The 24,028-nt window shown below is 69.8% G+C and carries 24 protein-coding genes; 14 read left to right on the top strand and 10 right to left on the bottom strand.

Going from position 1 to position 24,028, the window contains the following annotated elements:
* Positions 1–115 precede the first annotated feature (115 nt).
* The 4 genes from OG609_RS07995 to OG609_RS07980 form a co-directional block, all read right to left on the bottom strand.
* Positions 116–1,582, bottom strand: coding sequence for a sialate:H+ symport family MFS transporter (locus OG609_RS07995; RefSeq protein WP_327272160.1), 1,467 nt, complete (start codon positions 1,580–1,582; stop codon positions 116–118).
* 63 nt (positions 1,583–1,645) lie between these two features.
* Positions 1,646–2,326 carry an N-acetylmannosamine-6-phosphate 2-epimerase gene (locus tag OG609_RS07990; RefSeq protein WP_327272159.1) on the bottom strand — a complete coding sequence of 227 codons (681 nt, stop codon included), beginning with the start codon at positions 2,324–2,326 and terminating at the stop codon, positions 1,646–1,648.
* Positions 2,323–3,312: an ROK family protein gene (locus OG609_RS07985; protein WP_327272158.1), complete on the bottom strand. Its 990-nt coding sequence runs from the start codon at positions 3,310–3,312 to the stop codon at positions 2,323–2,325. Before OG609_RS07985 ends, OG609_RS07990 begins: the two co-directional genes overlap by 4 nt.
* Positions 3,309–4,268: a dihydrodipicolinate synthase family protein gene (locus OG609_RS07980; protein ID WP_327272157.1), complete on the bottom strand. Its 960-nt coding sequence runs from the start codon at positions 4,266–4,268 to the stop codon at positions 3,309–3,311. Before OG609_RS07980 ends, OG609_RS07985 begins: the two co-directional genes overlap by 4 nt.
* 153 nt (positions 4,269–4,421) lie before the next feature.
* Between OG609_RS07980 and OG609_RS07975 the strand changes: the two genes are divergently transcribed.
* A complete protein-coding gene (locus tag OG609_RS07975) occupies positions 4,422–5,120 on the top strand; it encodes a FadR/GntR family transcriptional regulator (RefSeq protein ID WP_327272156.1) in 699 nt (232 codons plus the stop codon).
* 57 nt (positions 5,121–5,177) lie between these two features.
* Here OG609_RS07975 and OG609_RS07970 read toward each other — a convergent pair whose 3' ends face one another.
* Positions 5,178–5,768 carry a TetR/AcrR family transcriptional regulator gene (locus OG609_RS07970; RefSeq protein WP_327272155.1) on the bottom strand — a complete coding sequence of 197 codons (591 nt, stop codon included), beginning with the start codon at positions 5,766–5,768 and terminating at the stop codon, positions 5,178–5,180.
* 115 nt (positions 5,769–5,883) lie between these two features.
* On the opposite strand from OG609_RS07970, the gene OG609_RS07965 reads away from it, so the two are divergent.
* Positions 5,884–7,005, top strand: a complete 1,122-nt coding sequence (locus OG609_RS07965; RefSeq protein WP_327272154.1) for an ABC transporter permease — start codon at positions 5,884–5,886, stop codon at positions 7,003–7,005.
* Complete coding sequence (locus OG609_RS07960; protein WP_327272153.1) at positions 7,002–7,694, top strand: ABC transporter ATP-binding protein; 693 nt, start codon at positions 7,002–7,004, stop codon at positions 7,692–7,694. Before OG609_RS07965 ends, OG609_RS07960 begins: the two co-directional genes overlap by 4 nt.
* 20 nt (positions 7,695–7,714) lie before the next feature.
* Here the strand turns inward: OG609_RS07960 and OG609_RS07955 are convergent, their stop codons facing one another.
* The 4 genes from OG609_RS07955 to OG609_RS07940 form a co-directional block, all read right to left on the bottom strand.
* Positions 7,715–8,893, bottom strand: a complete 1,179-nt coding sequence (locus OG609_RS07955) for an FAD-dependent monooxygenase (RefSeq protein ID WP_327272152.1) — start codon at positions 8,891–8,893, stop codon at positions 7,715–7,717.
* Positions 8,894–9,009: 116 nt separating this feature from the next.
* The gene (locus OG609_RS07950; RefSeq protein WP_327272151.1) at positions 9,010–10,449 is read right to left on the bottom strand and encodes a sialidase family protein; all 1,440 of its coding nucleotides are present in this window, start codon (positions 10,447–10,449) and stop codon (positions 9,010–9,012) included.
* A 206-nt stretch (positions 10,450–10,655) separates the two neighbouring features.
* Positions 10,656–11,669 carry an acetylxylan esterase gene (locus OG609_RS07945; RefSeq protein ID WP_327272150.1) on the bottom strand — a complete coding sequence of 338 codons (1,014 nt, stop codon included), beginning with the start codon at positions 11,667–11,669 and terminating at the stop codon, positions 10,656–10,658.
* 183 nt (positions 11,670–11,852) lie between these two features.
* Complete coding sequence (locus OG609_RS07940; RefSeq protein ID WP_327272149.1) at positions 11,853–12,584, bottom strand: FadR/GntR family transcriptional regulator; 732 nt, start codon at positions 12,582–12,584, stop codon at positions 11,853–11,855.
* 172 nt (positions 12,585–12,756) lie between these two features.
* Here OG609_RS07940 and OG609_RS07935 point away from each other — a divergent pair, with 172 nt between their 5' ends.
* From OG609_RS07935 to OG609_RS07915, 5 genes are all read left to right on the top strand, one after another.
* Positions 12,757–14,352: an ABC transporter substrate-binding protein gene (locus OG609_RS07935; RefSeq protein ID WP_327272148.1), complete on the top strand. Its 1,596-nt coding sequence runs from the start codon at positions 12,757–12,759 to the stop codon at positions 14,350–14,352.
* 155 nt (positions 14,353–14,507) lie between these two features.
* Positions 14,508–15,458: an ABC transporter permease gene (locus tag OG609_RS07930; RefSeq protein WP_327272147.1), complete on the top strand. Its 951-nt coding sequence runs from the start codon at positions 14,508–14,510 to the stop codon at positions 15,456–15,458.
* A 1-nt stretch (position 15,459) separates the two neighbouring features.
* Positions 15,460–17,427 (top strand): dipeptide/oligopeptide/nickel ABC transporter permease/ATP-binding protein, encoded by a 1,968-nt coding sequence (locus tag OG609_RS07925; protein ID WP_327272146.1) that lies wholly within the window; start codon positions 15,460–15,462, stop codon positions 17,425–17,427.
* On the top strand, positions 17,424–18,431 hold the full coding sequence (locus tag OG609_RS07920; protein ID WP_327272145.1) for an ABC transporter ATP-binding protein: 1,008 nt from the start codon (positions 17,424–17,426) through the stop codon (positions 18,429–18,431). The genes OG609_RS07925 and OG609_RS07920 overlap by 4 nt, the downstream gene beginning before the upstream one ends.
* A complete protein-coding gene (locus tag OG609_RS07915) occupies positions 18,428–19,363 on the top strand; it encodes a dihydrodipicolinate synthase family protein (RefSeq protein WP_327272144.1) in 936 nt (311 codons plus the stop codon). Before OG609_RS07920 ends, OG609_RS07915 begins: the two co-directional genes overlap by 4 nt.
* Positions 19,364–19,525: 162 nt before the next feature.
* Here the strand turns inward: OG609_RS07915 and OG609_RS07910 are convergent, their stop codons facing one another.
* Positions 19,526–20,359, bottom strand: a complete 834-nt coding sequence (locus OG609_RS07910) for a chaplin (RefSeq protein WP_327272143.1) — start codon at positions 20,357–20,359, stop codon at positions 19,526–19,528.
* A gap of 460 nt (positions 20,360–20,819) precedes the next feature.
* On the opposite strand from OG609_RS07910, the gene OG609_RS07905 reads away from it, so the two are divergent.
* The 6 genes from OG609_RS07905 to OG609_RS07880 all read left to right on the top strand — a co-directional run bounded on the left by OG609_RS07905 (position 20,820) and on the right by OG609_RS07880 (position 23,873).
* Entirely contained in the window at positions 20,820–21,221 is a 402-nt protein-coding gene (locus OG609_RS07905) for a rodlin (protein WP_327272142.1), read from the top strand.
* A 295-nt stretch (positions 21,222–21,516) separates the two neighbouring features.
* On the top strand, positions 21,517–21,750 hold the full coding sequence (locus OG609_RS07900) for a chaplin (protein WP_327272141.1): 234 nt from the start codon (positions 21,517–21,519) through the stop codon (positions 21,748–21,750).
* Between the two features lie 246 nt (positions 21,751–21,996).
* Complete coding sequence (locus OG609_RS07895; protein ID WP_327272140.1) at positions 21,997–22,287, top strand: hypothetical protein; 291 nt, start codon at positions 21,997–21,999, stop codon at positions 22,285–22,287.
* A 186-nt stretch (positions 22,288–22,473) separates the two neighbouring features.
* Positions 22,474–22,884 (top strand): rodlin, encoded by a 411-nt coding sequence (locus OG609_RS07890; protein WP_327272139.1) that lies wholly within the window; start codon positions 22,474–22,476, stop codon positions 22,882–22,884.
* A gap of 258 nt (positions 22,885–23,142) precedes the next feature.
* On the top strand, positions 23,143–23,343 hold the full coding sequence (locus tag OG609_RS07885; protein ID WP_114247398.1) for a hypothetical protein: 201 nt from the start codon (positions 23,143–23,145) through the stop codon (positions 23,341–23,343).
* 119 nt (positions 23,344–23,462) lie between these two features.
* Positions 23,463–23,873: a rodlin gene (locus OG609_RS07880; protein WP_327272138.1), complete on the top strand. Its 411-nt coding sequence runs from the start codon at positions 23,463–23,465 to the stop codon at positions 23,871–23,873.
* The last annotated feature ends 155 nt before the right edge of the window (positions 23,874–24,028 follow it).

Genomic DNA, 24,028 nt, shown 5'->3' with positions numbered 1-24,028 from the left:
GGAACGCCACGTGCAGTGAGAGGTCGCGCGGGGCGGCGTGGAGATGGCCCGGGCGTTCACCTTCGAACTCGCGGGGTCCGCGAAGCCGCCCCACGTTCCCGGAATTCCCGTTGTGTCAGCCGGCCGTCAGGCGCGAGGCCGCGTCCCGCTCCGTCTCCAGCGGCACCGCGAGATGGTCCCGCTCCGCGTCCGGATCGGTCAGCCGGTTCAGCCTGGCCGGTACGTCGAACCCGACCAGCAGCACCACGATCACCGTGCCCGCGAAGGTCAGCACGGCCAGCGCCTGCCCGAGATCCATCCCGGACGCCAGATGTGCACCCAGTACCGGAGCCACGGCACCGCCGAGCGCTCCCACGTTGTACGTGAAGCCGAGCGCCGCGCCCCGGCTCGCGGTCGGGAAGTGCCCGCCGATGTAGCGGGGGAGCAGCCCGGAGATGCCGAAGCTGGTCGCCTGCAGCAGGAAGAGCAGGATGCCGAGCAGCAGCAGGTTGTCGTGCACGGCGAAGACCGGATAGACGAAGGCGAGCGAGGCGAGCAGCGTCAGCGCGTACGCCTTCTTCGCGCCGATCCGGTCACCGAGGAAGCCCGCGGTCCAGCAGCCGACCATGGTGCCGAAGCCCGCGAAGTACAGGACGTCGGTGACCTGGTCGGTGGTGTAGCCGAGTTCCGTCTTCAGATACGTGGGCAGCAGCGCCTGGATCGGCCACGAGTAAAGGAACGCGAAGAACAGCGTCACGATCATCGACAGATACAGCACCCAGCCGCGCTTCCCGCCGAGCTGGACCGCGAACGTGGCGAGTGCCAGTCCGGCGGCCACCGAGAGCACCGGCACCATTCCGGCCCCTCCCGGGGTGAAGACCAGGAACAGCGAGACGGTGGCGACGACGACCAGGACCGTATTCACGGCGGCCCGGCCCCTGGTCATGAACAGCGGCCGGAACGGGTTGGGCTTGGCACCCTTGTCCGCGACGCTCTCCGTCCACTCCTCGGCCTCCGGCAGGGCACGCCGCATCCACAGCGCGATGGCGATCGGTATCAGGCCGAGGTAGAACATCCACCGCCAGCCGAGCGACGGCACCACCCAGTTGTAGACCTGCGCGGCGAGCACCGAACCGACCGAGAAGCCGGAGATCAGGAAGCCGCTGGCCCGGCTGCGGAGCCTCGCGGGCCAGCTCTCCATGACGTACGTGGCGCTGGCGCTGTACTCACCGGCCATGCCCATGCCGATGGCCAGCCGGGCGGCGAACAGACTCTGGTAGTTCCAGGCGAAGCCGCAGGCGAAGGTGCCGAGCGAGTACAGCAGGATGCTCAGGACCATGGAGAGCTTGCGGCCGTACCGGTCGCCTATGGCGCCGAGCACCGCACCCCCCAGCCAGCGGGTGATGAACGCGCCGGAGATCAGGCTGGCGGCCTGCACCGTGCTCAGACCGAAGTCGTCGCTGATCTCGGTGAGCACGAGTGTGATCAGGACGAAGTCGAAGCCGTCGAGGACGTAGCCGATCCAGGCGGCGAGGAACGACTTCCACTGGGTACCGCTCACCTCTCGGTACCAGGGAAGCGTAGGGGGTGATGTGGTCTGCACGGTGACTCCAGGATGCTGGACGGCGCTCGCCCTTGAGCCGCCGGTCCGCGTGATGGGGGCAGGTCAGTGCCGGGCGATGCCTGCGACGAAGCGGGCGGTCAGGGCGGTGGGTGCGGTGATGGCGGTGCCGACGACGACGCTGTGTGCGCCGCGCGCCAGGGCTTCGGCGGCATCGTCGGGGGTGTTGATACGGCCCTCCGCGACCACCGGGACGTCGATCGCGGCGGACAGCGAGGCGACCAGGCCGAGATCGGGGCCGGTCTGCTTCGGTGTGCCGGGAACATAGCCGGAGAGGGTGGTGGAGACGAGGTCCGCGCCCTGCCCGGCCGCCGCGATGCCTTCGGCGAGCGTGGAGACATCGGCCATCACCAGGGCGCCGGCCGCGTGGACCGCCTCGACCAGCTCGGCGAAGGTGGAGCCGTCGGGGCGCGGCCGGTCGGTGGCGTCCGCCGCGACGACATCGGCACCTGCCTCGACGATCGCGAGGGCGTGCCGGACGGTCGGGGTGATGTAGACGCCGGTGTCGCCGTCCTTCCACAGACCGATGACCGGAAGATCCACGGCCTCGACGATTGCGGCGACGACCTCCGGTTCGTTGGCACGGATCGCGGCGCCGCCGCCGGCTACGGCCGATCGGGCGAGCCGGACGAGGGTGCCGGTCTCCCGCATCGGGTCGCCGGGAGGTGCCTGACAGGACACGATCAGCCTGCCCTGGAGGGAATGGGTGAGTTCCTGCGCGGTCATCGAAGGGCTCCCGGGTGGTGGAGGGGAAGAGTGGCGGTCAGGGCGGCGGCGCCGAGCACGGCCGCGTCGGCGCCGAACCGCGGCGCCTCGGGTACCAGTCCGCGCAGCGCCGGCATCAGTTCCGCGGTGAAGGCGGCGGTCAGGGCCTTCCCGTACAACGGGCCGATCCGCGGCACTCCGCCGCCCACGACGACCCGGTCGGGCCCCAGCGCGTTGGCGAGTCCGCCGAGTGCATGGCCCGTGGCGGCCGCGCCGGTGGTGATGGCGCGGACGGCGGCCGCTTCGCCCCGCGCGGCCCGCGCGGCGACGGTTTCGAGCCGGTCCACGGGGGCGCCGGTCAGCCGCTCGTAATGGGCGGCGATGCCGGGCCCGGAGGCGATGACCTCCAGATGCCCGGTGGCACCGCAGGTACAGGGCATTCCGGCCGCTTCGGGGCTGGGCAGATGGCCGAGATGCCCGGCGATGCCGGCGGCGCCGTGCAGCATCCGTCCGTCCACGGCGACCGCACCGCCCACGCCCGTACCGACGGCCACGAACAGCAGCGACCCGTGGCCCGAGCCGTCCGCCATCTGCGCCGCGAGTTCCGGTCCTGCCGTGGCGCGTACGTCGTTGTCGCAGGCGACCGGGTATCCGCTGCGGTCCGCGAGACCGGCGCCCAGCGCGGTGCCGGCCCAGCCGCGTATGGAGTCGGTGGCGCTGGTGACCATGCCGGTACGGGGGTCGACGACCCCGGCTGCCGCGATGCCGAGCGCTGTGGCCAGCCGCTCCGGATCGACGGAGGCGGCCGCTTCGGCGAGTGCGTCCAGTACGGCCGTCGCGCCGTCCTGGGCCGGGGTGGGCCGGGTGTGCCGTGCCAGGACCGCGCCGTCGGCGCCGAAGAGCGCGGCGGCGATCTTCGTGCCACCGAGATCGAGACCGATCACCGCGGCTCCCGCAACGGCTCCGGTACCTGCTTTGCCGGCCGCCGACCGGGAGGGGACGTTCATCGGACCGGCGGCAGACCGGCGGCCCGCAGGCGCTCGGCGACCAGGGCGACGGACTCGGCGCTCAGCCGGATCTGGGGGAAGGCCGTGTCACCGCACCGGATGATGCCGAGCAACTGGAGCGCCGCCTTGAACGAGCCGAGCGCCGAGGAGCTGCGGCCCATGTCCGCCTCCGGACCGACGTCGACCATGGCGAACAGCTCGACGAGCCGCTCCTGCTCCTTCGCCGCGAGCGCCCAGTTCCCGGCCCGTGCGGCGTCGTAGAGCCGTACGTAACCGGCCGGGTCGACATTGCCGATGCCCGGCACGACACCGTCGGCCCCGGCCAACAGGGCCGCGTCCACGGTGAGTTCGGAGCCGGTGAGCACACTGAACCGCGGCGCCGGGCCGTCCTTTCGGCCGTCGCGGCCACCCAGCTCGACGATCAGCCGGCGCAGTCCGCCCTCGTCGCCGCTGCTGTCCTTGAGGCCGGCCAGCGTTCCGTCCTCGGCGAGCTCGCGCACCAGCGCGGCGGAGAGCTTGCTGTGCACGGCGACCGGAATGTCGTACGCGAACAGTGGCAGGTCGACCGCCGCGCGCAGCCGCCGGAAGTGCTGGGCGATCTCCTTGCCGTGGGTGCGGGTGTAGAACGGCGCGGTCGCGACCAGGGCGTCCGCGCCCAGCTCGGCGGCGGACCTGGCGTGCTCGACGACTCGGGCGGTGGTGGTGTCGATGACACCGGCGAGCACCGGAACCCTCCCGTCGGTCACATCGACCACGGTCTCCAGCGTCGTGGCGCGCTGTTCATCGGTGAGGTAGGCGACCTCGCTGGTGGATCCGAGCGCGAACAGTCCGTGCACACCACCGCCGATGAGGTGCTCGACGAGGCGGGTGAGGGACGCGGTGTCGACCTCCCCCCGGGAGTCGAGCGGGGTGCAGACCGGCGGGACTACGCCGTGCAGCGGTGCGGTCAGAGACATGGTGAGGGCTCCAGCTCGGTTGATGCGCCGATCCGTGGCCCGAGGCGGCTGCACGGATCAAGACGTGAGACGTAAGATGTCCTATGTCTGGCCTTACCTTAAACAGATGCTCCTGCGACCGGTCAAGGGGCAATGGCACCTCGGGAGGACGTTGTGGCGCGCCCCACCATGGCTCAGGACATAGAGCGTCGGCTCAAGGAACTGATCCTGGAACGCAGACTCGCCCCGGGCGACGCACTGCCCACCGAGACGGAACTGATGGAGCTCTTCGGGGCCGGCCGGGTGTCGGTGCGCGAAGCCCTCAAGGCGCTCCAGGCCGTCAATGTCGTGGAGATCCGCCGCGGCTTCGGCACCTTCGTCGGATCGCTCTCCCTGTCGCCGTTCGCCGAGGGGCTCGCCTTCCGTGCCGCCGTCCGTCATCGGCGGGGCGAGCCGGGCCTCTTCGAGCTGATGAAGGTGCGGGAGGCGCTGGAGGCGGGTCTGGTCGGCGCCGTCACGGCCGGTATCCCCGACGAGGACGTCGAAGTGCTGCGCGGCCTCGTCGCGAAGATGGAGGCCGAGGCCCGCGACGGCGGCCGGGTGGCGCGCGGCACCGACCGGGCGTTCCATCTCGCGCTGTACGCCTCGCTCGACAACCACCTGCTCAGCGAGGTTCTCGATGCATTCTGGGCGGCCATGGACCGGGTGCGCGAGGACCTCGACGACGGCCATCAGGACCCCGCGGCCACCTGTGCACAGCACCGCGAGATCGTCGAGGCGATCGAGGCGGCCGACGGCGAACGCGCGGTACGTGCCATGCGCACCCACTTCGACGGCATCCGCGGCCGCCTCGAACCGGTACCGGCCCCGTAGCGCGGCGCCTCGGGTGGCAGCGGGTCGCGGGGCCGCCGGCCGCGCGACCCGCCCCCGTCACCGTCCTGCGGCCGCTCCCGTGATCGCGGTGACCGCCATCCGTACGGCCCGGTCCGTCACTGCCGCATGGTCGTCGCCGGCCTCGATCGCCGTGGTGGCGGCGTTGACGATCCCCTGCAGCAGCAGTGCCGTGCGCCGCGGGTCCTCCTCGCCCAGCTCGGTGAGCGCACCGATCAACGGGGTGAGCAGCTCCCGGTGGACCCGCGCCGCGCTCTCCCGTACCACTGTCGCGTCCCGGACCCCGGCCAGCGCCTGGGCGATCCGGTGCTCCCCGCTGCGCACCAGCTCCAGCTGGGACGACACATAGGCGGCGATCTTCTCCTCGGGCGTAGCGGCCACCGACATGCCGGACTGGATGGCGTCCGTCCAGCGCGGCATCGCGTCCTCGACGACGGCGGCGAGGAGTTCGGGGCGGCCGGGGAAGTATTTGTAGACGCTGTTGCGGGCGAGGCCCGTGGCCCTGGCGACCGCGGTGAAGGTCACGGCCTCCGCGTCGCCGTCCTCCAGCAGTTCGCGCGCCGCCCGCACCAGGGCCAGCCGCTGCTGGGCATGGTGCTCGGCGACCGTGGCGGCTCTGATCTTGGGCACGGGCCCAGTCTAGAAGCCCCGGCTCGCCGTCGACCCCCACTTGGGGACGCTGCGTCCCCATCATCTATGTTAGCGACGCACTGTCCCTAACATCGATCCATCGAAGGGAACCGCCGTGTTCCTCGCTCTGCTGGAGCTGCGCGCCGCCCGAGGGCGCTTTCTGCTCATGGGCTCCGTCGTGGTGCTCGTCGCCGCACTCGTCGGCATCGTCTCCGGCTTCACCACCGGTCTGGGTGACGACACCATTTCCGCGCTGCGCCGCCTCCCGGCCGCGCAGTTGGTCTTCTCCTCGGACGCCCGGTCCGACCAGTTCGCCCGCAGCCTCCTGGACGAAAGGACCGCCGCTGCCTGGCGCAAGGACGCGGGCACCGACATGACACCGCTGGGTGTCTCCATCACCCGCGGTACGACGGACCGGGGCGCCGAGGTCGACCTCGCGGCCTTCGGAGTCGAGCCCGACTCCTTCCTCAGCCCCTCCGTCACCCAGGGCGGCGACCTCGCGGACGCGTCCGCGGACAGCATCGTGATGTCCGCCGAACTCGCCGACGAGGGCGTAAGGATCGGCGACACCCTGGTCATCGACCGGCTCGGTATCGAGCTGCATGTCATCGGGCTGACCGAACGCTCCAGTTACGGCCATGTCCCAGCCGCCTACGTCCCGTTGCAGACCTGGCAGCGCATCCGCTTCAGCGCTCCGGGCTCCCCGGCCTCCGCTGCCACCGCGATCCCCGACCAGTTCAACGCCCTGGCCCTGCGCACCCCGGCCAAGGCATCGACCGCCGACCTCGACAAGCGGCACTCCACCACCACCCTCACCAAGGAGAAGGCGTACGAGGCGGCCCCCGGCTACACCGGCGAACGCGTCACCATGAACTCGATCCAGGTCTTCCTCTACCTGATCACGCCCCTGGTGGTCGGAGCCTTCTTCGCCGTATGGACCGTACAGCGACAGCCGGAACTGGCCCTGCTGCGCGCACTGGGCGCATCACGGCGTCGCCTGCTCGCCCACACCGTGCTCCAGGCGGCCCTCGTCGTCGTACTCGGCACCGCCGCCGGCGCCGTACTGGCCGGAGCCGTCGGGCTGCTGGTCGGTGAACAAGTGCCGTTCAGCCTGCCCGCCACCACCCTCGCCGGCACCATGTGCACCGTTGCGGCCGTCGGCCTCGCGGGCACCGCCCTGACCCTGCGCCGGGTCACCCAAGCCGACCCGCTGACCATGCTGGGAGCCAACCGATGAGCCTCGAACTGACCGGCATCACCGTCACGTTCGGCCGCGCCGACGCCCGTACCACCGTTCTCGACGGCCTCGACATCACCTTCGAACCGGGCCGTATGACCGCCCTCGTCGGCCCGTCGGGCTCCGGCAAATCCACGCTGCTCGCCGTCGCGGGCGCGCTGCTGCGCCCCACGGCCGGCCAGGTCCTGCTGGACGGCGAGGACCTCGCCGGACTCTCCGACGCCCAGTGCGCCAGAGTGCGCCGGGAACGCATCGGCTACATGTTCCAGAGCGGCAATCTGCTCTCCGGACTGGCAGCCGTCGAGCAGCTCCTGGCCGCCGCGTACATCAGCGGCGAACGGCCCCGCACGCACCGTTCCCGCGCCGAAGAGGCCCTGACCGGAGTGGGCCTCGGCCACCGCCTGCGCCACCGCCCCGAACAGCTCTCCGGCGGCGAACGCCAGCGCGTCGCACTGGCCCGTGCGCTCTTCCTCTCTCCGAAACTCCTGCTGGTCGACGAACCGACCGCGGCCGTCGACCGTTCGCAGGCCGGCGAACTGGCCGAACTGCTCGCCGAGCGCACCCGCCGGGACGGCTGTGTGACGGTCGTCGCCACGCACGACCCCGCCGTGGCCGCGGCGGCCGACCGGGTCGTGGACATGGCTGAACTGAGCGCCACCGGAGCTTCGGCCGGGCTGTCCGGCCGCTGAGCCGCGCGGTGACGGGCCCGTCAGCGCTGATGAACGCCGTCGTACAGATAACTTCTGGCGCCGTTCAACGTGGCACGGCTCCAGGCGTTCACATCGGCGGGCCCCATCGTCGGCCAGTCGGGCGTGTTCTCGACCAGTGCACGCCCCAGCCTGCGTCCCAGCCCGACCAGGCGGGCCCCTTCGGCGGTGCGCTCGGCCGCGTACCGGCGTAATGCCGCGGCTGCCGAGGGGGATTCGCGCAGTGCCCGCTCCAGACACAGCGCGTCCTGGAGCGCCTTGACCGCGCCGCTGGCGGTGTGCGGCCTGGTGACGCTCGCCGCGTCGCCCGCCAGCAGGAACGGTGGTTCGGCCGCCCGGGGCACGACGAAGTCGGCAACCGGATGGAGCGCCTGGGAGGTGTGCTCTCCCCGGGCGACGACATCGGCCCACTCCGCCGGGAAGTGCTCATCGGCGATGTTCCGCACATACGCGGTGGAGACCGGGACTTCCGAGGCCGAAGCCGGGGGATATGCGTAGATGGCGTATGCCAGCAGACGCGATCCCGGAAGCGCACCCGGAATCAGGTAGAACACACCGTGCCCGCCCGGAAATCCCAGCGTGATCCATGCGGTCTTCAGCAGCTCCAGCTGCTTGGGATGGTCGCGGAGCGCGCTCAGCGGAATCGTGCCCCGCCACACCAGGTATCCGGCGGGAGCAGGACATACCTCGGGTGCGATCAGCTCGCGGGTGACGGACCGGTGCCCGTCGGCCCCGACGACGATGTCGAATTCCTGCTCCCGGTCCGCGGTGCGGATCAGGGCGTGGCCGGAGCGCGTACGGCCGACGGAGCCGACGGGCAGCCCGCGGTGGTACGCGCTCTCCCCGATGTTCGAGCGCAACGCCCGCCACAACAGGCCCCAGTTGCACGGCGTCACCGGGCTCGCCTGCCGGGCCAGCTCACGCGCCGAGTGCCGCCCCGGAGCCCGCGCGAGCCAGATGCGGGTGGCGACCGGCGTCGTGGGCATGTCCGCGCCCAGGTACCCGCCCGCGACCAGCTCCTGATGCAGCGGCGGCGGGATGACGATGCCGAACCCCCGGTCCTGAAGCTCGCCGCTGCTGCGCTCGTGGACGGTGACCTCCGCCCCGGCTCGGCTTCCGGCGATCGCCATGGCGCAGCCGGCGATACTGCCGCCGACCACCCCGATGCGTAAACCCGTCACTGTCACCTTGCTACCGCCTGTTCTGACGCTCCGGGAGGTGCTGAACGCCCTCATCGTCGCACCCGGGCACGGGCGGGACGATGACGCGCACACCTCCCGGAGGGTCCGTCAGGGTGTTACGGGGTCACGGCCGCCGTCCCGCTGCCGGAGGCCTGCAGCCCGCCCGTGCGGTACGTCGCGGTGAGTGCGGCGTTGCCCGACGCCCCGGCCGCCACGGTGACCGGAACCTTGACGTTCGCGCCCTGGCCCGGGTTCAACGCGGGGACGGTCACCTGCTTCGCCGTCCAGCCGGCCGGCACGGTCAGACCGACCGTTCCCGGCCCGCGCCGCACATCCATCCGGTTGACGACGCGGACCGTGATCTTCGCGTCCGCTCCCGCCTTCAGGTTCGTGGGCGGGGTGATCGTGATGTCCGCGCAGGTGCCGCCCAGCCACTTCAGATCGAACGACGCGTAGGTGATGTGCTGGTAGTCGGCCCGCTCGTAGAGCAGTCCGAGGCGCCCGTCGGGCAGCCGGGTGAGCGTCGAGTAGGCCGCCGCGCCCGGGTCGACGACCTTCCTGATCGGCCAGGTCCTCCCGTTGTCGCAGGACATCTTCACCGTGAGGTTGCGCCGGGCCGAGGCGTCCTCCGTGTTGCTGAACAGCAGCCAGGACGACTGCGGGTCCGACGCAGGGGCGTCGGCGTTGTAGCGCATCACCGATGCGTTGTTGGCGGGGTCGGTCAGCTGGGTGTCCTGGGTGAACGGGGTGTAGTTGACCCCGCCGTCGGTGGAGTAAGCGATCGTCCGGTACGGCTTGGAACGGTTGTTGAGCATGATCCGGCCGTCGGACAGTTCGACGGTCTTGTTCTCGTCGCCACCAGGACCGACCGGGTTGCCCATCTTCCAGGTCTCGCCGTGGTCGTCGCTGTAGGCGCCGGCCGCGTAGTTGGTGCCGTTGATGCGGACGGCGTACTGCTGGATCAGCCGGCCCCTGTACGCGCCCTGCCGCACCTGGATGCCCTCACCGGAGGCCGCGAACATGCCCGCCCAGGCAGGGTTCTTGATCTGCTCGGTGATACGGCGATGGGTCCAGGTCAGCCCGTCGTCGTCGGAGTAGCTGTAGTCGGCCTGGAGGACGTTCGGGTCGTTCTCGTCGTTGCCGGTGCCCGAGCCGAAGAAGCCCTGGTTCACCGAGGCCGCGTAGAAGAGGAAGATCCGGCCGGTGGTGCGGTCGACGAGCAGGCTCGGGTCGCCGTAGCCCTGGGGAGCGGCATCCTTGCGGACCACCTGCTGCGGCTGCCAGGTCACACCGCCGTCCGTGCTGCGGCGCAGCATGATGGAGATGTTGCTCGGCAGGTCACCGAGGGTGGGGCGGGCGTCGTAGGCCGCGAGGACCGTGCCCTTGCCGGAAGTGGTGAGCGCCGGGATGCGGTAGTGGGGCGACCCCACCCCGTCGGCGGTCAGATCCTGGAAGGTCGGTTCACCGGGGGCGGGAGCGGCACCATGGGCGGTGCCGGCCGCGGTGGCCACCAGCATGGCGGCGCTGAGCAGGGCGACGGAGACTTTTCGCTGCATGGACGATCTCGCTTCTCGGAAGGGGTGGTGCTTCTCGGAAGGGTGGAGACTCGGGGAACGTCCCGCGGGGAACGGGAAGGGGCCGCCGTCGGCGGGGCGCGGGGAACAGCCGGTGCGGCGCTACGGGACGCGCGGCGAGCAGACCCGGCTGCTGATGTCCAAGACCCGCAGTGCACGGATCGTCTGCGCACGGGAGGTGCCCCCGGTCAGGAGCGTCCGGCCCGCCCCGACGGCGGGCCTGCGAACAGGGAGTGCACCCAGGCCAGTTGCTCCCGCTGCTGATACGCCGCGCCGCCCTCGTGTCCGTTGAACTCGTAGACGCGTACGTCCTTGGGCCCCGCGTAGTGGTTGTAGGCCGTGAAGCAGGTGGAGGGCGGGCAGATCTCGTCCATCATCGCGATCGAGAACAGCGCGGGAGCGGTGGCGCGGGTGGCGAGCAGCGCGGCATCGAAGTGCGACAGGGTGGTGAACACCGTCTCGGTGCGGTCGCGGTGGAGCTTCAGATACTCGGCGATCTCGGCGTACGGCGGGTGGCCCGAAATCTCCGCGGCCCGCCGGAAGTTGCAGAGGAACGGCACGTCCGGCATCACCCCGGCCAGCCCCGGCACGAGTCCCGACACCGCCAGTGCGATGCCGCCGCCCTGGCTGAACCCGGTGACGACGATCCGGTCCGGATCGACCTCGGGATGGGCGCGCATCGCCTCGACGCAGCGTACCGCGTCGGTGAACACCCGTCGGTAGTAGTACGTTTCAGGGCTTTCGATGCCGCGCGTGACGAAGCCGGGGACGGTGCCTGCCGCACCGGCGTCCGTATCGGCGGTGGAGCCCTCCGCGGCCGACCAGCCCTGACCGCGGGTGTCCATGATCAGGTGTGCGTGACCGGCGGACGCCCAGAGCAGGTTCTCGTGGGCGAGGCCGCGCCCGCGTCCGTACCCGAGGAACTCGACGACACAGCCGAGCGGTTCGGTGGCCCCGGCCGGCAGGTGCAGCCAGCCGTGGACCGGCCGTCCGGCGAAGCCGGGCAATGTCACATCGTACGTATGGATTTGGGTGAGCCCGGTGTCCACCGGCGCGAACACCGGTTTCTGCGCCGAGCCCCGGTTGTCGGCGGCGTGAGCCCCGCTCAGCGTGCTCGACCAGAAGGTGTCGAAGCCGGCTGGAACCGGCAGTTCGGGCCGGAAATCGCGGCAGTCCGCGAGCGAGAGGTCCGTCAACGGCATGGAGGTGCCCTCCTGGGTCGAACCGGGGTGATGACCGCCGGGCATCAAGACAGAAGACGTCAGATGTCTTATCGGCACACGGACCCTAGGCACCGCTCGCGGTGGCCGTCAAGGGCCCCGCCGGACCGCGATCTGTCCCGGCAGGGCCCGGCTCCGTCCCCCTGGAAGGGCGGGGGGAGAGGGTCAGCCCCGGGCGTTGTCGCGGGCGCGGGCCTCGGAGATCCGACGCCTGACCGGGGCGTAGTGCTCGCTCAGCGCCTTGGTGAAACCGGCGATGTCCCCGGCCCGCGCGGCGTCCACGATGTTCTGGTGCGCCGCGATCGTCTCCATCTCGTCGGCGTGTGTGAATCCGTCGAGATGCGGCGCGACGATCGTGTACACGTCCCAGAAGGCCATCGAGAGCTGGCCGATCAGTTCGTTGCCGAGCGGCGCCACCAGCAGCGCGTGGAACGCCCGGTCCGCCTCCACGAAACCGTGCCCGTCCTGGACGCCGGTCTCGCGCATGGTGGCGATCAGGCCGTCCAGCGCGTCGAGCTGGTCCTCGCTGAGCAGCGAGACGATCCGGTCGGCCATCCCGCGCTCGAAGAGCTCACGTACGTCGACGAGATCGGCCATCACCTGGAAGTCGTCGTCGGGGGAGAGCAGTCCGCGGAAGGTCAGGCTCTCCACCAGGGCCGACAGGCTCAGCCTGCCCACGTATGTGCCGTGCCCGTGGCGCACCTCCACGATGTCCAGCGCGTTGAGGATCTTGACTGCCTCGCGGACGCTCGACCGGCTGGCGCCGAGCGCCTCGCACAGGGCGGGCTCGGTGGGCAGCGAGTCCCCGGGGCGGAGCCGCTTTTCGAGGATGTAGCGCTTGATGCCCTCGACGACTTCCTGCCGGAGCAGCTGCCTGCCGGGCCTCGCACCGGACATATGTGAACTCCCCACCTCTTGACCCCTCTCAATTGTCAAGCTACGTTCCCACGCTATCAAGGCATCAGACATCTGACGTCTGATGCTTCCGGTCCCTTGGTCCTCGTGATCCTGCGTTCCGCCACTCGTTTCCCCGCCTCAACGTTCCACCTTCGACGTCCCTGGAGGACCCGTGCCCGAGCTGAGACCAGCCGGTGTCGAGCGCCGCACCTTCCTGCGTTACACCAGTGCTGTCGGTGCGGCAGCCGCCATCACGGCGAGCCTTTCCGCCTGCGGCGGCCCGTCCTCGACCGCCGACGGCACGGCGGGCAAGGGGAGCGGCAACGGCCTCATCGAGGCCGGTCTCTCGTACCCCCTGTCGACCGGCTTCGACCCGATGATCACCTCGGGCGCGACCCCGTACGCCGCCAACATGCATATCTTCGAGGGCCTCGTGGACCTCGATCCGGCAACGCTCGTGGGCCGCCCCGCGCTGGCCACCGAGATGCCGAAGAAGATCAACGCCACCACGTACCGGGTCTCGCTCCGCAAGGGCGCCACATTCCACGACGGGTCGCCCGTCACCGCCGACGACGTGGTGTTCAGCTTCGAACGCATCCTGGACCCGAAGAACGCCTCGCTCATGGCACAGTTCGTGCCCTTCATCGACACGGTGAAGGCCGTCGACGCCGGCACCGTCGAATTCAAACTCAAGTACCCCTTCGCGCTCTTTCCGTCCCGTATCGCCGTGGCCCGGATCGTCCCGAAGAAGATCGTCGAGCCGGACCCCAAGGCCTTCGACGCCAAGCCGGTCGGCTCCGGACCGTACAAGTTCGTCGAGGCGACCCGCGAGGACAAGATCGTCTTCGAGGCGTACGACAAGTACAACGGCGCGCACCCGGCCAAGGCCAAGAAGATGATCTGGCGCCTGATGTCCGACCAGTCGGCGCGCGTCAGCGCCATGGAGTCCGGCCGGGTCCAGGCCATCGAGGACGTCCCCTACATCGACGTCAAGCGCCTCGCGGGCTCCTCGAAGACCGAGTCCGTGCAGTCCTTCGGCCTGCTCTTCCTGATGTTCAACACTGCCGACGAGCGGTTCGCCGACAAGCGCGTGCGCCAGGCGCTGCACTACGCCCTGGACACCGAGAAGATCATCTCCACCGCCATGGTCGGCAACGCCGCACCCGCCACCGGGTACGTCCCCGCCACCCACCCCGACTACCACAAGGCCGCCACGGTCTACACGCACGACGTCGGCAGGGCGAAGCAGCTGCTTGCCGACGCGGGTGCCAAGAGCCTCTCGTTCACCGTCCTCACCACGGACACCGGCTGGGTCAAGGACATCGCGCCGTTGCTGAAGGAGAGTTGGGAGGCGGCAGGCGTCAAGGTCACTCTCGACATCGCCCAGTCCCCGGCCCAGTACGCCAAGATCGACAAGGGCACCTTCGACGTGCTGGTCGCCCCCGGCGACCCGTCCGTCTTCGGCAACGACGCCGATCTCCTGCTGCGCTGGTTCTACTACGGCTTCTGGCCCGAGAGCCGCTACGGCTGGGGCAGGTCCGCCGCGTACAAGAAGGTCAAGCAGACCCTGGACAAGGCGGCCCAGGCTGCCGACGAGGCGAAGCGCAAGGAGCTGTGGGGCGAGGTCACCGACCTGGTCGCCGACGAGGCCGCGCTCTACCCGATTCTCCACCGCAAGCTGCCCACGGCCTGGAACGAAAAGGCCCTCCCGGGCTTCAAGCCGCTGCCCACCACGGGCCTGTCGTTCCTGGACGTCAGCCGCGCCTGACCGAACCGCACCGGCGTACCCGAGACCTGTCGGCGAACCTCCGTACTGCGGGTGGCGGTCCGGTGACGGGGCCCGGCGCGCCCGACAGCCCGGTCCGGGACACCCGCCCCAGGTGTCCCGGACCACCAGCCCGCCCAACCGCAAGGAACCCGACGATGGTTGCTTTTCTCCGGCTCGCGCTGCGCCGCGTCGCGATGATGCCGGTGATGATCCTCGGTATCGCGCTGCTCGTCTTCGTGGTGCTGCAGTTCTCGCCGGTCGACCCGGCCTTCAACGCGCTCGGGGAGAGCGCCACCCCCGAGGCCCGTGCGGCCTTCGCCGAGGCCAACGGCCTCGACGACCCGCTCCCGGTAAGGTACTTCCGCTTTCTCGGACAGTTGCTCCACTTCGACCTCGGAGTGACCGTCCCGCCGAGCCAGCCCGTACTCGACCGGATCACGGCAGCGTTCCCGCTCACCCTCCAGCTGACCCTCCTCGGACTGGTCATCGCGGTCGTCCTGGCAGTCCTGTTCGGTGTGGTCGGCGCGATGTACCGGGACCGCTGGCCCGACCAGCTGTTCCGGCTGGTCTCCATGGCCGGTGTCGCCATCCCGTCCTTCTGGCTCGGCGTGCTGCTCATCCAGCAGTTCGCGCTGAACACACGGATCTTCCCGACCGGCGGCTACACCAACCCGGCCGACTCCTTCAGCGGCTGGCTCACCACCATGGCGCTGCCCGCGGTCTCGCTCGCGCTGCCGGTCTCCGCCTCCCTCGCCCGTCTCGTACGGACCTCGATGGTCGCCGAATTCGACCGCGACTACGTGCGCACGGCCCGTGGCAACGGCCTCCCGCCGCTGCTGGTGATCCGCTCGGTGCTGCGCAACGCGCTCGTCACACCGCTGACCGTGCTCGGCATCAAGGTCGGCTACATGCTCAGCGGCGCGGTCGTCATCGAAGCGATCTTCGACCTGCCCGGCATGGGCAAGCTCATCCTCGAAGGTGTCACCGGCGGCGATGTCGCCCTGGTCCAGGGCACCGTACTGACCATCGCCATCGCGTTCCTGGTGGTCAACGTCATCGTCGACCTGCTCTACCTGCTGGTCAACCCGCGCATCAGGACGGTGTGACATGTTCTCCACCGGCCGTCTGGCCAACAAACTGTCCCGACCGGGCATCGCGTTCCGCGCCCTCCCGGTCACCTCCCGCATCGCCCTCGGCATACTGATCGTCGTCGTACTCGGCGCCGTCCTCGCCCCGCTGTTCACCCAGGACCCGCTGACCACCGGCACCCCGGTCCAGGCCCCCGGCGGCGCCCACTGGTTCGGCACCGACCGGGCCGGCCGCGACGTCTTCGCCCGGGTCGTGCACGGCTCGCGCTACTCGCTGATCATCGGCCTCGGCGCAACCGCCGTGGCACTGGTCGCCGGTGCGCTGCTCGGCTCGCTCGCCGCCACCTCGCGCAAACTCGGCGACGAGTCCGTGATGCGAACCCTCGACGTCGTGATGTCGTTCCCGCCGATCGCGCTCGCCGCCGTGCTCGTCGCTGTCTTCGGCACCAGTATCCCGGTGATCATCTTCACCATCGCGTTCGTCTACACCCCGTCGCTGGCCCGCGTGGTCCGCGCCAATGTGCTGTCCCAGTACGGCGAGGACTACGTCGCCGCCGAGAAGGTCATCGGTGCCCGTCGCGGCTACATCGTGCTCCGCCACGTCGCCGTCAACTGCATGGCCCCGGTCATGGTGTTCGCCACCGTCATGGTCGCCGAGGCGATCATCTTCGAGGCCAGCCTCTCCTTCATCGGCGCCGGAGTGCAGGACCCCGACCCCAGCTGGGGCAGCGTCCTCGCCTACGGCCGGCAGATCCTCCTCGCAGGCGGCTGGTGGGCCACGTTCTTCCCCGGCCTCGCGCTGCTGACCACCGTCCTCGCGCTCAACATCCTGTCCGAGGGACTCACCGACGCCTCGGCCGCGCCCAAGAGCGCCAAGGCCTGCGCCGACCCCACCACGGCCACCGCACCCGACCCGGTCGAGGCAGCCTCCACCGCCGACATCGACGCCGCCCTCACGAAACTCGCCGACCGCATCAACGCCACCGAGCCGTCCATCACTCCGGTACGGGAGGACGCCGCCGAACTGCTCGCCGTACGGGACCTGGCGATCCGCTTCCCCGACCGCTACGGACAGATCCCGGTCGTCGACTCGCTGAACTTCACCGTCCACGAAGGCGAAACCCTCGGCCTGGTCGGCGAGTCCGGCTGCGGCAAGTCCATCACCAGCCTCGCCGTCATGGGCCTGCTCGCCCGCAACGCCGAGGTCAGCGGCGAGATCCTGTACCGCGGCCGGGACCTGCTGAAGCTCCCGCCGAAGGAACGTCGCGCCCTGATGGGGCCGGAGATCGCGATGGTCTACCAGGACGCGCTCTCTTCCCTCAACCCGTCCGTACTGGTCGGCACGCAGCTGAACCAGCTCACCTCGCGCGGCGGTACGAAGACCCCCGCCGAACTCCTCGAACTCGTCGGCCTCGCACCCGAACGCACCCTGCGCAGCTACCCCCACGAGCTCTCCGGGGGCCAGCGCCAGCGCGTCCTGATCGCCATGGCACTGTCCCGCGACCCCCGCCTGCTCATCGCCGACGAACCGACCACCGCCCTCGACGTCACCGTCCAGGCCCAGGTCGTCGAACTCCTCGTCAGGCTTCGCGACGAACTCGGCTTCGCGATGGTCCTCGTCTCGCACGACCTCGCGCTCGTCGGCGACCTCGCGCACCGCGTCGCCGTGATGTACGCGGGCCGCCTCGCCGAGATCGGCGACACCCGCTCCGTACTCACCGACCCCATCCACCACTACAGCCGCGGCCTGCTCGGCTCGGTCGTCTCCCTGGAGGCCGGCGCCGACCGGCTGCACCAGATCCGCGGCATCGTCCCCGCGCCACAGGGCTTCGGCACCGGCTGCCGGTTCGCCTCGCGCTGCACGGCCGCCACCGAGCTGTGCCGCACCACCGCACCCGAACTCACCGCGCGCGGCACCACGAACGACCACGGCTTCGCCTGCCACCACCCGGCGAAGGCCGCACAGCTGGAAGGGAGCGCCCTGTGATCAGGCTCGACGGCGTCCACGTACGCCACAAGGCACGCAGCGGTGGAGTGTTCCGCCGGGACGCCGTGCACGCCCTCACCGACGCCACCCTGGAGATCGAGCGAGGCGAGATCGTCGGTCTGGTCGGCGAATCCGGCTGCGGCAAGTCCACCCTCGCCCGGGTGCTGACCGGCCTGCAGAAGCCCACCGAGGGCGAGGTCCGCTTCCACGGCCGCGACCTTTGGGAGATGTCGGCCGCGCAGCGCCGCGACGACTTCGGCTCCGCTGTCGGCGTCGTATTCCAGGACCCCTCCACCGCTCTCAACCCCCGGCTCACCGTCCGCCACATCCTCCGCGACCCCCTCGATGTGCACAGGCGGGGCACCCGGGAAGAGCGCGAGGCACGCGTCGAGGAACTCCTCGACCTGGTCGGCCTGCCCGGCCACACCCTCGCCGCACTGCCCGGACAGCTCTCCGGCGGCCAGCGCCAGCGCGTCGCCATCGCCCGCGCCCTGGCCCTGGAACCGGAACTGATCGTTGCCGACGAACCGACCTCCGCCCTCGACGTCTCCGTCCGGGCCCAGGTCCTCAACCTCCTGGTCGACCTGCGCGAACGTCTGGGTCTCGGCATGGTGTTCATCTCGCACGACATCCAGACCGTGCGCTACCTCGCCGACCGTCTCGCCGTGCTCTACCTGGGCCGGATCGTCGAGGAAGGGCGTGCGGCCGATGTGGCGGGCGCCCCCGTGCACCCCTACACCGAGGCATTGCTCTCCGCGACCCCCAGCCTGCTGGAGACCACTGAACGCATCGTGCTCACCGGACCGGTGCCCTCGGCGACCAACCCACCCTCCGGCTGCCCGTTCCGCACCCGCTGCTGGAAGGCGGACGAGGTCTGCGCCACGGTCTTTCCGACGGAGGCCTTCGGCCCGGGCGAGCACCGCTGGCACTGCGTCCACCCCCAGAGCCCCGCGTCCCCCGCCGGGGACCCGGCACCCGTATCGTCCGCGAGGAGCACCGCATGACCGCCCGAAACCCCCGCTACCGCGGAGTGATCCCGCCCGTCGTCACCCCGCTCACCGCGGACGGTGACATCGACCGGCCTTCCCTGGAGCGGGTCGTGGGGCATCTGCTCGACGGCGGTGTCAGCGGTCTGTTCGCACTCGGCAGCTCGGGCGAGGCGGCCTATCTGACGCCCGGGCAGCAGGACGAGGTCATCAAGGTCATCACGGCCGCGGCCGCCGGACAGGTCCCGGTCCTCGTCGGTGCGATCGAGACCACCACCAACCGGGCGATCGAGCGGGCCCGCGCAGCCGCGGGCCTCGGCGCCGACGCCGTTGTCGTCACCGCGCCGTTCTACACGCGCACGCACGAGACCGAGATCGACCGTCACTTCCGCGATGTCTCAGCCGCCCTCGACCTGCCGGTCCTCGCGTACGACGTGCCGGTCTGCGTGCACAGCAAGCTCGACCCGGAACTGCTGCTGCCGCTTGCCGCGGACGGTGTGCTGGCGGGGGTGAAGGACTCCAGCGGCGACGACGGTTCGTTCCGACGCCTGGCCATCGGGGCCCGTGAACTGCCGGAGTTCTCTGTTCTCACCGGGCACGAACTGGTCGTCGACGCGATGATGCTCGTCGGTGCGGACGGCTCCGTCCCCGGGCTCGGCAATGTGGACCCGCACGGGTACGTACGTCTCCACGAGGCCGCGGTACGTGGCGACTGGGCCACCGCCAGTTCCGAACAGGAGCGTCTCGTCGCGCTCTTCGACATCGTTCGTGCGGCCCGTCCCGGCACGGTGTCCGCCACCGCAGCGGGCCTCGGCGCGTTCAAGACGGCCCTCATGGTGCGCGGGATCATCGCCACCAATGCGATGAGCCTGCCGATGCGTCGTCTGGACGCGGCCGAGACTGCCACGATCGCGGCCTGCCTGGATCGCGCGGGGCTCTCCCGGGCCTGAGCCGGGGCACACCGGCCCGCGCTCCACCCGCTCGGCACCGACTGACCGCGTTTGACCGTCGGCGGGGCCCACCGATCGAGTTCCGTACGCACAGCAGGTCCGGTCGGACAGCATCGGCTGTCCGACCGGACCTGTTCGTCTCCCGGCTGACTGATTCGTGGATCAGCTCTGCGAGCGGCGGACCCGGCGCATCAGCACCGCCCCACCGAGCATCAGCGCGGCGCTCGTGCCCGCAGCCACGCCGAGATCAGCGGCACCGGTGTGGGCCAGCTGGCCGCCGGTGCTCACCGGCGTCTCGGTGGCCACCGGCACACTGCTGGTCGGGGGCTCACCGACGACGGACGTGTCCACCGGCGGTGCGACTACGGGGGGCTCGACCACCGGAGGCGTGACCACCGGGGGTGTGACCACCGGAGGCGTGACCACCGGGGGTGTGACCACCGGGGGTGTGACCACGGGGGGTTCGACCACCGGAGGTTCGACGACGGGGGGCTCGACGACAGGGGGTTCGACGACGGGCGGTTCGACGACGGGCGGTTCGACCACCGGCGGCTCGACGTCCGGCCCGCTCACGTTTGAGCACTTGTTGCCGGACGCCGGGTTCAGGGCACCGACGATGTCGACGCTGTTGCCGCAGACGTTGACCGGGACGTCCACCGGGGCCTGGATGAGGTTTCCGGACAACACACCGGGAGAGTCGGTCGCGGTGCCCTCGGCGCTCGCACCCCCACCGCCGTTGCCGTTCCCAGCGCCGCCCTTGTTCTCGCACTCATTGCCGAACGCGGGATTCAGCAGACCGATCACATTGACCGTGTTGCCGCACACGTTGACGGGAACGTGCACCGGCACCTGCACGGCGTTGCCCGAGCCGACGCCCGGCGAACCGGTGGCGGCGCCATCGGCCGACGCGTCCGCGAACGCGTACCCGCCTGCCGCGGTCAGAATGCCTGACGCCGCCGCCATGACCAGCACGCTCTTACTCAAGGCTTTTCGCATTGGTTGCCCTTCCTTAGGACATTCCGTGCGAGCGGAAGGCTCGCGGTTCATTCATCAGGCGATGCGGCTTGCGCCGGGGACGCCACCCCGGGGGTCTTCCCACGTGAGTCGGCAAGCGGCGATTGCGGAAAGGCGGAGAGACCACGAAGAAGCGTTCTTCATGTGATAAGTCCTATTCCTGCTCGGTGAACGCCCAAGCTGCATGCCCGTATAGAAGTCATAACGAGGAGGAATTGTTGAGGAAACTTGAAAGTTCGTGGGAATTTTGTGACCGCTCGAACGGGTTAATTATGCGCGTTCATGCTGACGCTGCTCGTCGTGCGCAGGTGCCCCCCGCGGCGTTGCCTCGTACTGCTGTCCACGCACCTCGGCAATCGGGTGAATGGAGAGAACCAAACGCCTGGTCATGAGTTGGGCAGGAGGCTCCGGTACGGGGCATTCAGTACGAGAAGGGTTGATCGTGATCAAGAGGGCTCTGGCCACGGGTGCCGTTGCCGCCTCCATCCTGGGCCTTGGTGCGACGCAGGCCATGGCGATCGGCGACGACAACGGTACGACCTCGGTCAACGGCAACGGAGCCTCGCAGTCGTTCGGCAGCTCCGAGACCCGTGGTGACGGCAGCCCGCAGTTCGGCCTGGCTCAGGGCAGCTTGAACAAGCCGTGCATCGGCCTGCCGGCCAGGGCCGACGTCGGCTCGTTCGTCGGCCTGGTCCCGGTCGCGGCCCAGGACGTCAACGCGCTTTCCTCGCCGCAGAACCAGCAGTGCACGGAGAACTCCACCCAGGCCGAGGGCGACGATCCGCTGTCGCACATCCTGAGTGGAATTCCGGTGCTGTCCGGCAACGGTGCCGGCAACAGCTGATTCAGTCGCAATGAAAGGCCCGGGGCGTCGGAATTCCTCCTCCGTGCGGCTCGGGTTCGTTGGCCGCCTTTCTTGGTACCGGCGCATCGGATTGTCCGATGATCGCGCCCGTGACTTTGAGTGAACGATACTGCGTCATTCGGGCGGTTTTTCGGAGATCTTCTCCTCAAAGAGTTTCGCCTACGGTCTTACATCGTTACCAATTGCAGCGGCGGAGTTACGAGTGATCAGGACCGCGCTCGTGCGGCACGAAAGACGTGGCCGCTCCGGACTCCGTCAAACGAAAGGGAAAAAAGTGAAGTACACCAAGGTTGCCGCCATTGCCGCCGGAACTCTGATGGCGATGGGTGCTGCCGCGCCCGCCTTTGCCGACGCAGGCGCCGACGGCAGCACCGCCAACTCCCCGGGCGTGGTGTCCGGCAACGTTGTCCAGGCTCCGGTCCACGTTCCGGTCAACCTCTGCGGCAACACCGTGAGCGTGATCGGGCTGCTCAACCCCGCCTCCGGCAACGCCTGCTCCAACACCTGATCTCCGGTCGGCCCGGCCGAACGCTCATGACCGGGAGGCCCCGGCACGCATCCGATGCGTGCCGGGGCCTCCCCCCATTTCCCGGTGTCGATCGAGTGGTCCCGGAGAAGAGGCGGCCCCGTCCAGTCGCCGTGTCGGGACCGCATCGCCACCCAGGGCGAAAGCGGCAGAAGGCACAGCTGAAGAAGGCTTGTGCGGCGCGGATACGCGACCGAAACAGATGCCGCTGCAGAAGGGAACCTGAAAGTGAAGTACGCGAAGACCGCTGCGTTCGTTGCCGGTTCCGTGGTTGCTCTCGGAACGGCTGCTCCCGCCTTCGCCGTTACCACCGCCACGGCCCCCGACTTCAGCCTCAACGGCGGTGTCAACCAGGTTGTGGACGGCGCCCCGCAGGCTGTCGACCCGATCGTCGACACGGCCGACGGCGCCGCCGATTCGGCGCAGAAGAACGGCACCGTCACCAAGCTGGCCGGCCAGGCCACCGGTGCGGCCAAGGGTGCGACCCCGCTGATGGGCGGCCTGCCGCTCGGCGGCTGATCCGTCACGCCACGGCAGTGCCCGCTCCTCGGCAGCATTTCGCATACCTCCGGTGCTGTGCATTCGGCGAACAACCGGACAGCAGAAGCATCGTTCGAGTGAAGCGGCACAACCACCCCCGCTGCCCCGAGTCGGCCAGAGCGCTCCGGACAGGCGGGCAACAGAAAACCCCAGAAGGGCTATTTGGTGATCAAGAAGATTATGGCCTCGGCAGCCGTCGCTGCTTCGATCGTCGGCGTCTCCGCCGCGATCGCTCCGCAGGCCATGGCCGTGGGCAACGACGGTGGCACGACGTCGTTCAACGGCAACGATGCTGTCCAGTCGTACGGCAACTCCGCCACCCACGGTGACTGGAGCCCGCAGTTCGCGCTCATCCAGGGCTCACTCAACAAGCCTTGCATCGCCCTGCCGGCCAAGGCCGGCGTCGGTTCGGCCCTCGGCGCCGTGCCGGTCGCGGTCCAGGACGTCGACGCCCTGGCCTCGCCGCAGAACCAGCAGTGCACGGAGAACTCCACCCAGGCCAAGGGTGACGAGGCGCTGTCGCACCTCGTGGACGACATTCCGGTCCTGTCCGGCAACGGTACCGGCAACAGCTAGAACCGTGAGGCTCCGGTCGCTCGTCGCTGATTCCTCGAATTCGTGGAGGCACGGGCGGCTTCGAGTACGCCTGTCCGCAGTGTGTGAAACACCCGTGGGGTCGGCACATCCACGTGGCAGCCGTTCTTCGGCGGCCCGGATGCGCCGGCCCCATGTCGTGCGTCCGGGGCGCCGCCGAACCCTCGAAGGGACGGGCGTACTGGGCCGGTTGCCGTAGTGACGGCAGGCGTCACCACTCACACCGGGTAGGGGCTGTTCATGGACCAGTACGACAGCCAACGCCCCAGCGGCCGGCAGCGGCACGCGCAGGACGTCACACCCATCTACGACCGGCTGCTCGCCGAATGGCAGGCGGCCCGCGGCGGCCCGGAGCCGGCGCCGTCCGCGCAACCCCATCGACCTTGTGCGGGAAGTCGCGTTCCTGCGGCCCGTATCTCCGAAGAGGACGTCGACGGGTGAGGGCGCGGCGTCGAAATCACGCCGGATCAAACCCATTTGAGTGGTAATGCGGAATCGACGCCTCCGTAGCAGGTTGATCAATACGTTCCACAGCGGGACGCTCCGAAAGGTAAAGCGTGATGAAGAAGATGACGGCCGGCGCGGCAGTGGCCGTGTCCTTGGTCGGTCTGTCTGCCGCCGCTGCCCCCGCGGCCATGGCGAGCGGTGATGACCAGGGAGCCACGTCGGTCAACGGCAACGAAACCGTGGGCGAGTTCGGCAACAGCGTGACCCAGGGCGACGGCAGCCCGCAGTTCCAGCTCGTCCAGGGCACGCTGAACAAGGCCTGCGTCGGCCTGTCGGCCAAGGCCAACGCCGGTTCACTCGTCGGTGTGCTGGTGCCGGTCGCGGCTCAGGACGTCGACGTCCTGGCCTCGCCGCAGAACCAGCAGTGCGCCGAAAACTCCACCCAGGCCGAGGGCGACGAGGCACTGTCGCACCTCGTGGACGACATCCCGGTGCTCTCGGGCAACGGGGTCGGCAACAGCTGAGACTCCTGAAGTGCGGGCGATTCGGGGCTCCGCCCGGCTATCGCCCGCACTCCGGCATACGACACCACCGAGCAGTATCCGGGGCACAGCCCCAGGGCTTCGCACACGTTGACGCCCACCGTTCCACGGGGGGCGGTGGGCATCTGGCGTACGGG

Source organism: Streptomyces sp. NBC_01224, from assembly GCF_036002945.1.
Taxonomy (GTDB): domain Bacteria; phylum Actinomycetota; class Actinomycetes; order Streptomycetales; family Streptomycetaceae; genus Streptomyces.
The sequence above is the reverse complement of the archived record's forward strand: the minus strand, read 5'-3'. Positions and strand labels throughout refer to the sequence as shown.

What these genes read in the sequence shown, in the direction of transcription:
- OG609_RS07990 (WP_327272159.1), bottom strand. Translation starts at nt 2,326, where the DNA reads ATGACCGCGCAGGAACTCACCCATTCCCTCCAGGGCAGGCTGATCGTG.
- OG609_RS07985 (WP_327272158.1), bottom strand. Translation starts at nt 3,312, where the DNA reads ATGAACGTCCCCTCCCGGTCGGCGGCCGGCAAAGCAGGTACCGGAGCC.
- OG609_RS07980 (WP_327272157.1), bottom strand. Translation starts at nt 4,268, where the DNA reads ATGTCTCTGACCGCACCGCTGCACGGCGTAGTCCCGCCGGTCTGCACC.
- OG609_RS07960 (WP_327272153.1), top strand. Translation starts at nt 7,002, where the DNA reads ATGAGCCTCGAACTGACCGGCATCACCGTCACGTTCGGCCGCGCCGAC.
- OG609_RS07950 (WP_327272151.1), bottom strand. Translation starts at nt 10,449, where the DNA reads ATGCAGCGAAAAGTCTCCGTCGCCCTGCTCAGCGCCGCCATGCTGGTG.
- OG609_RS07945 (WP_327272150.1), bottom strand. Translation starts at nt 11,669, where the DNA reads ATGCCGTTGACGGACCTCTCGCTCGCGGACTGCCGCGATTTCCGGCCC.
- OG609_RS07940 (WP_327272149.1), bottom strand. Translation starts at nt 12,584, where the DNA reads ATGTCCGGTGCGAGGCCCGGCAGGCAGCTGCTCCGGCAGGAAGTCGTC.
- OG609_RS07930 (WP_327272147.1), top strand. Translation starts at nt 14,508, where the DNA reads ATGGTTGCTTTTCTCCGGCTCGCGCTGCGCCGCGTCGCGATGATGCCG.
- OG609_RS07925 (WP_327272146.1), top strand. Translation starts at nt 15,460, where the DNA reads ATGTTCTCCACCGGCCGTCTGGCCAACAAACTGTCCCGACCGGGCATC.
- OG609_RS07915 (WP_327272144.1), top strand. Translation starts at nt 18,428, where the DNA reads ATGACCGCCCGAAACCCCCGCTACCGCGGAGTGATCCCGCCCGTCGTC.
- OG609_RS07910 (WP_327272143.1), bottom strand. Translation starts at nt 20,359, where the DNA reads ATGCGAAAAGCCTTGAGTAAGAGCGTGCTGGTCATGGCGGCGGCGTCA.
- OG609_RS07885 (WP_114247398.1), top strand. Translation starts at nt 23,143, where the DNA reads ATGGACCAGTACGACAGCCAACGCCCCAGCGGCCGGCAGCGGCACGCG.
- OG609_RS07880 (WP_327272138.1), top strand. Translation starts at nt 23,463, where the DNA reads ATGAAGAAGATGACGGCCGGCGCGGCAGTGGCCGTGTCCTTGGTCGGT.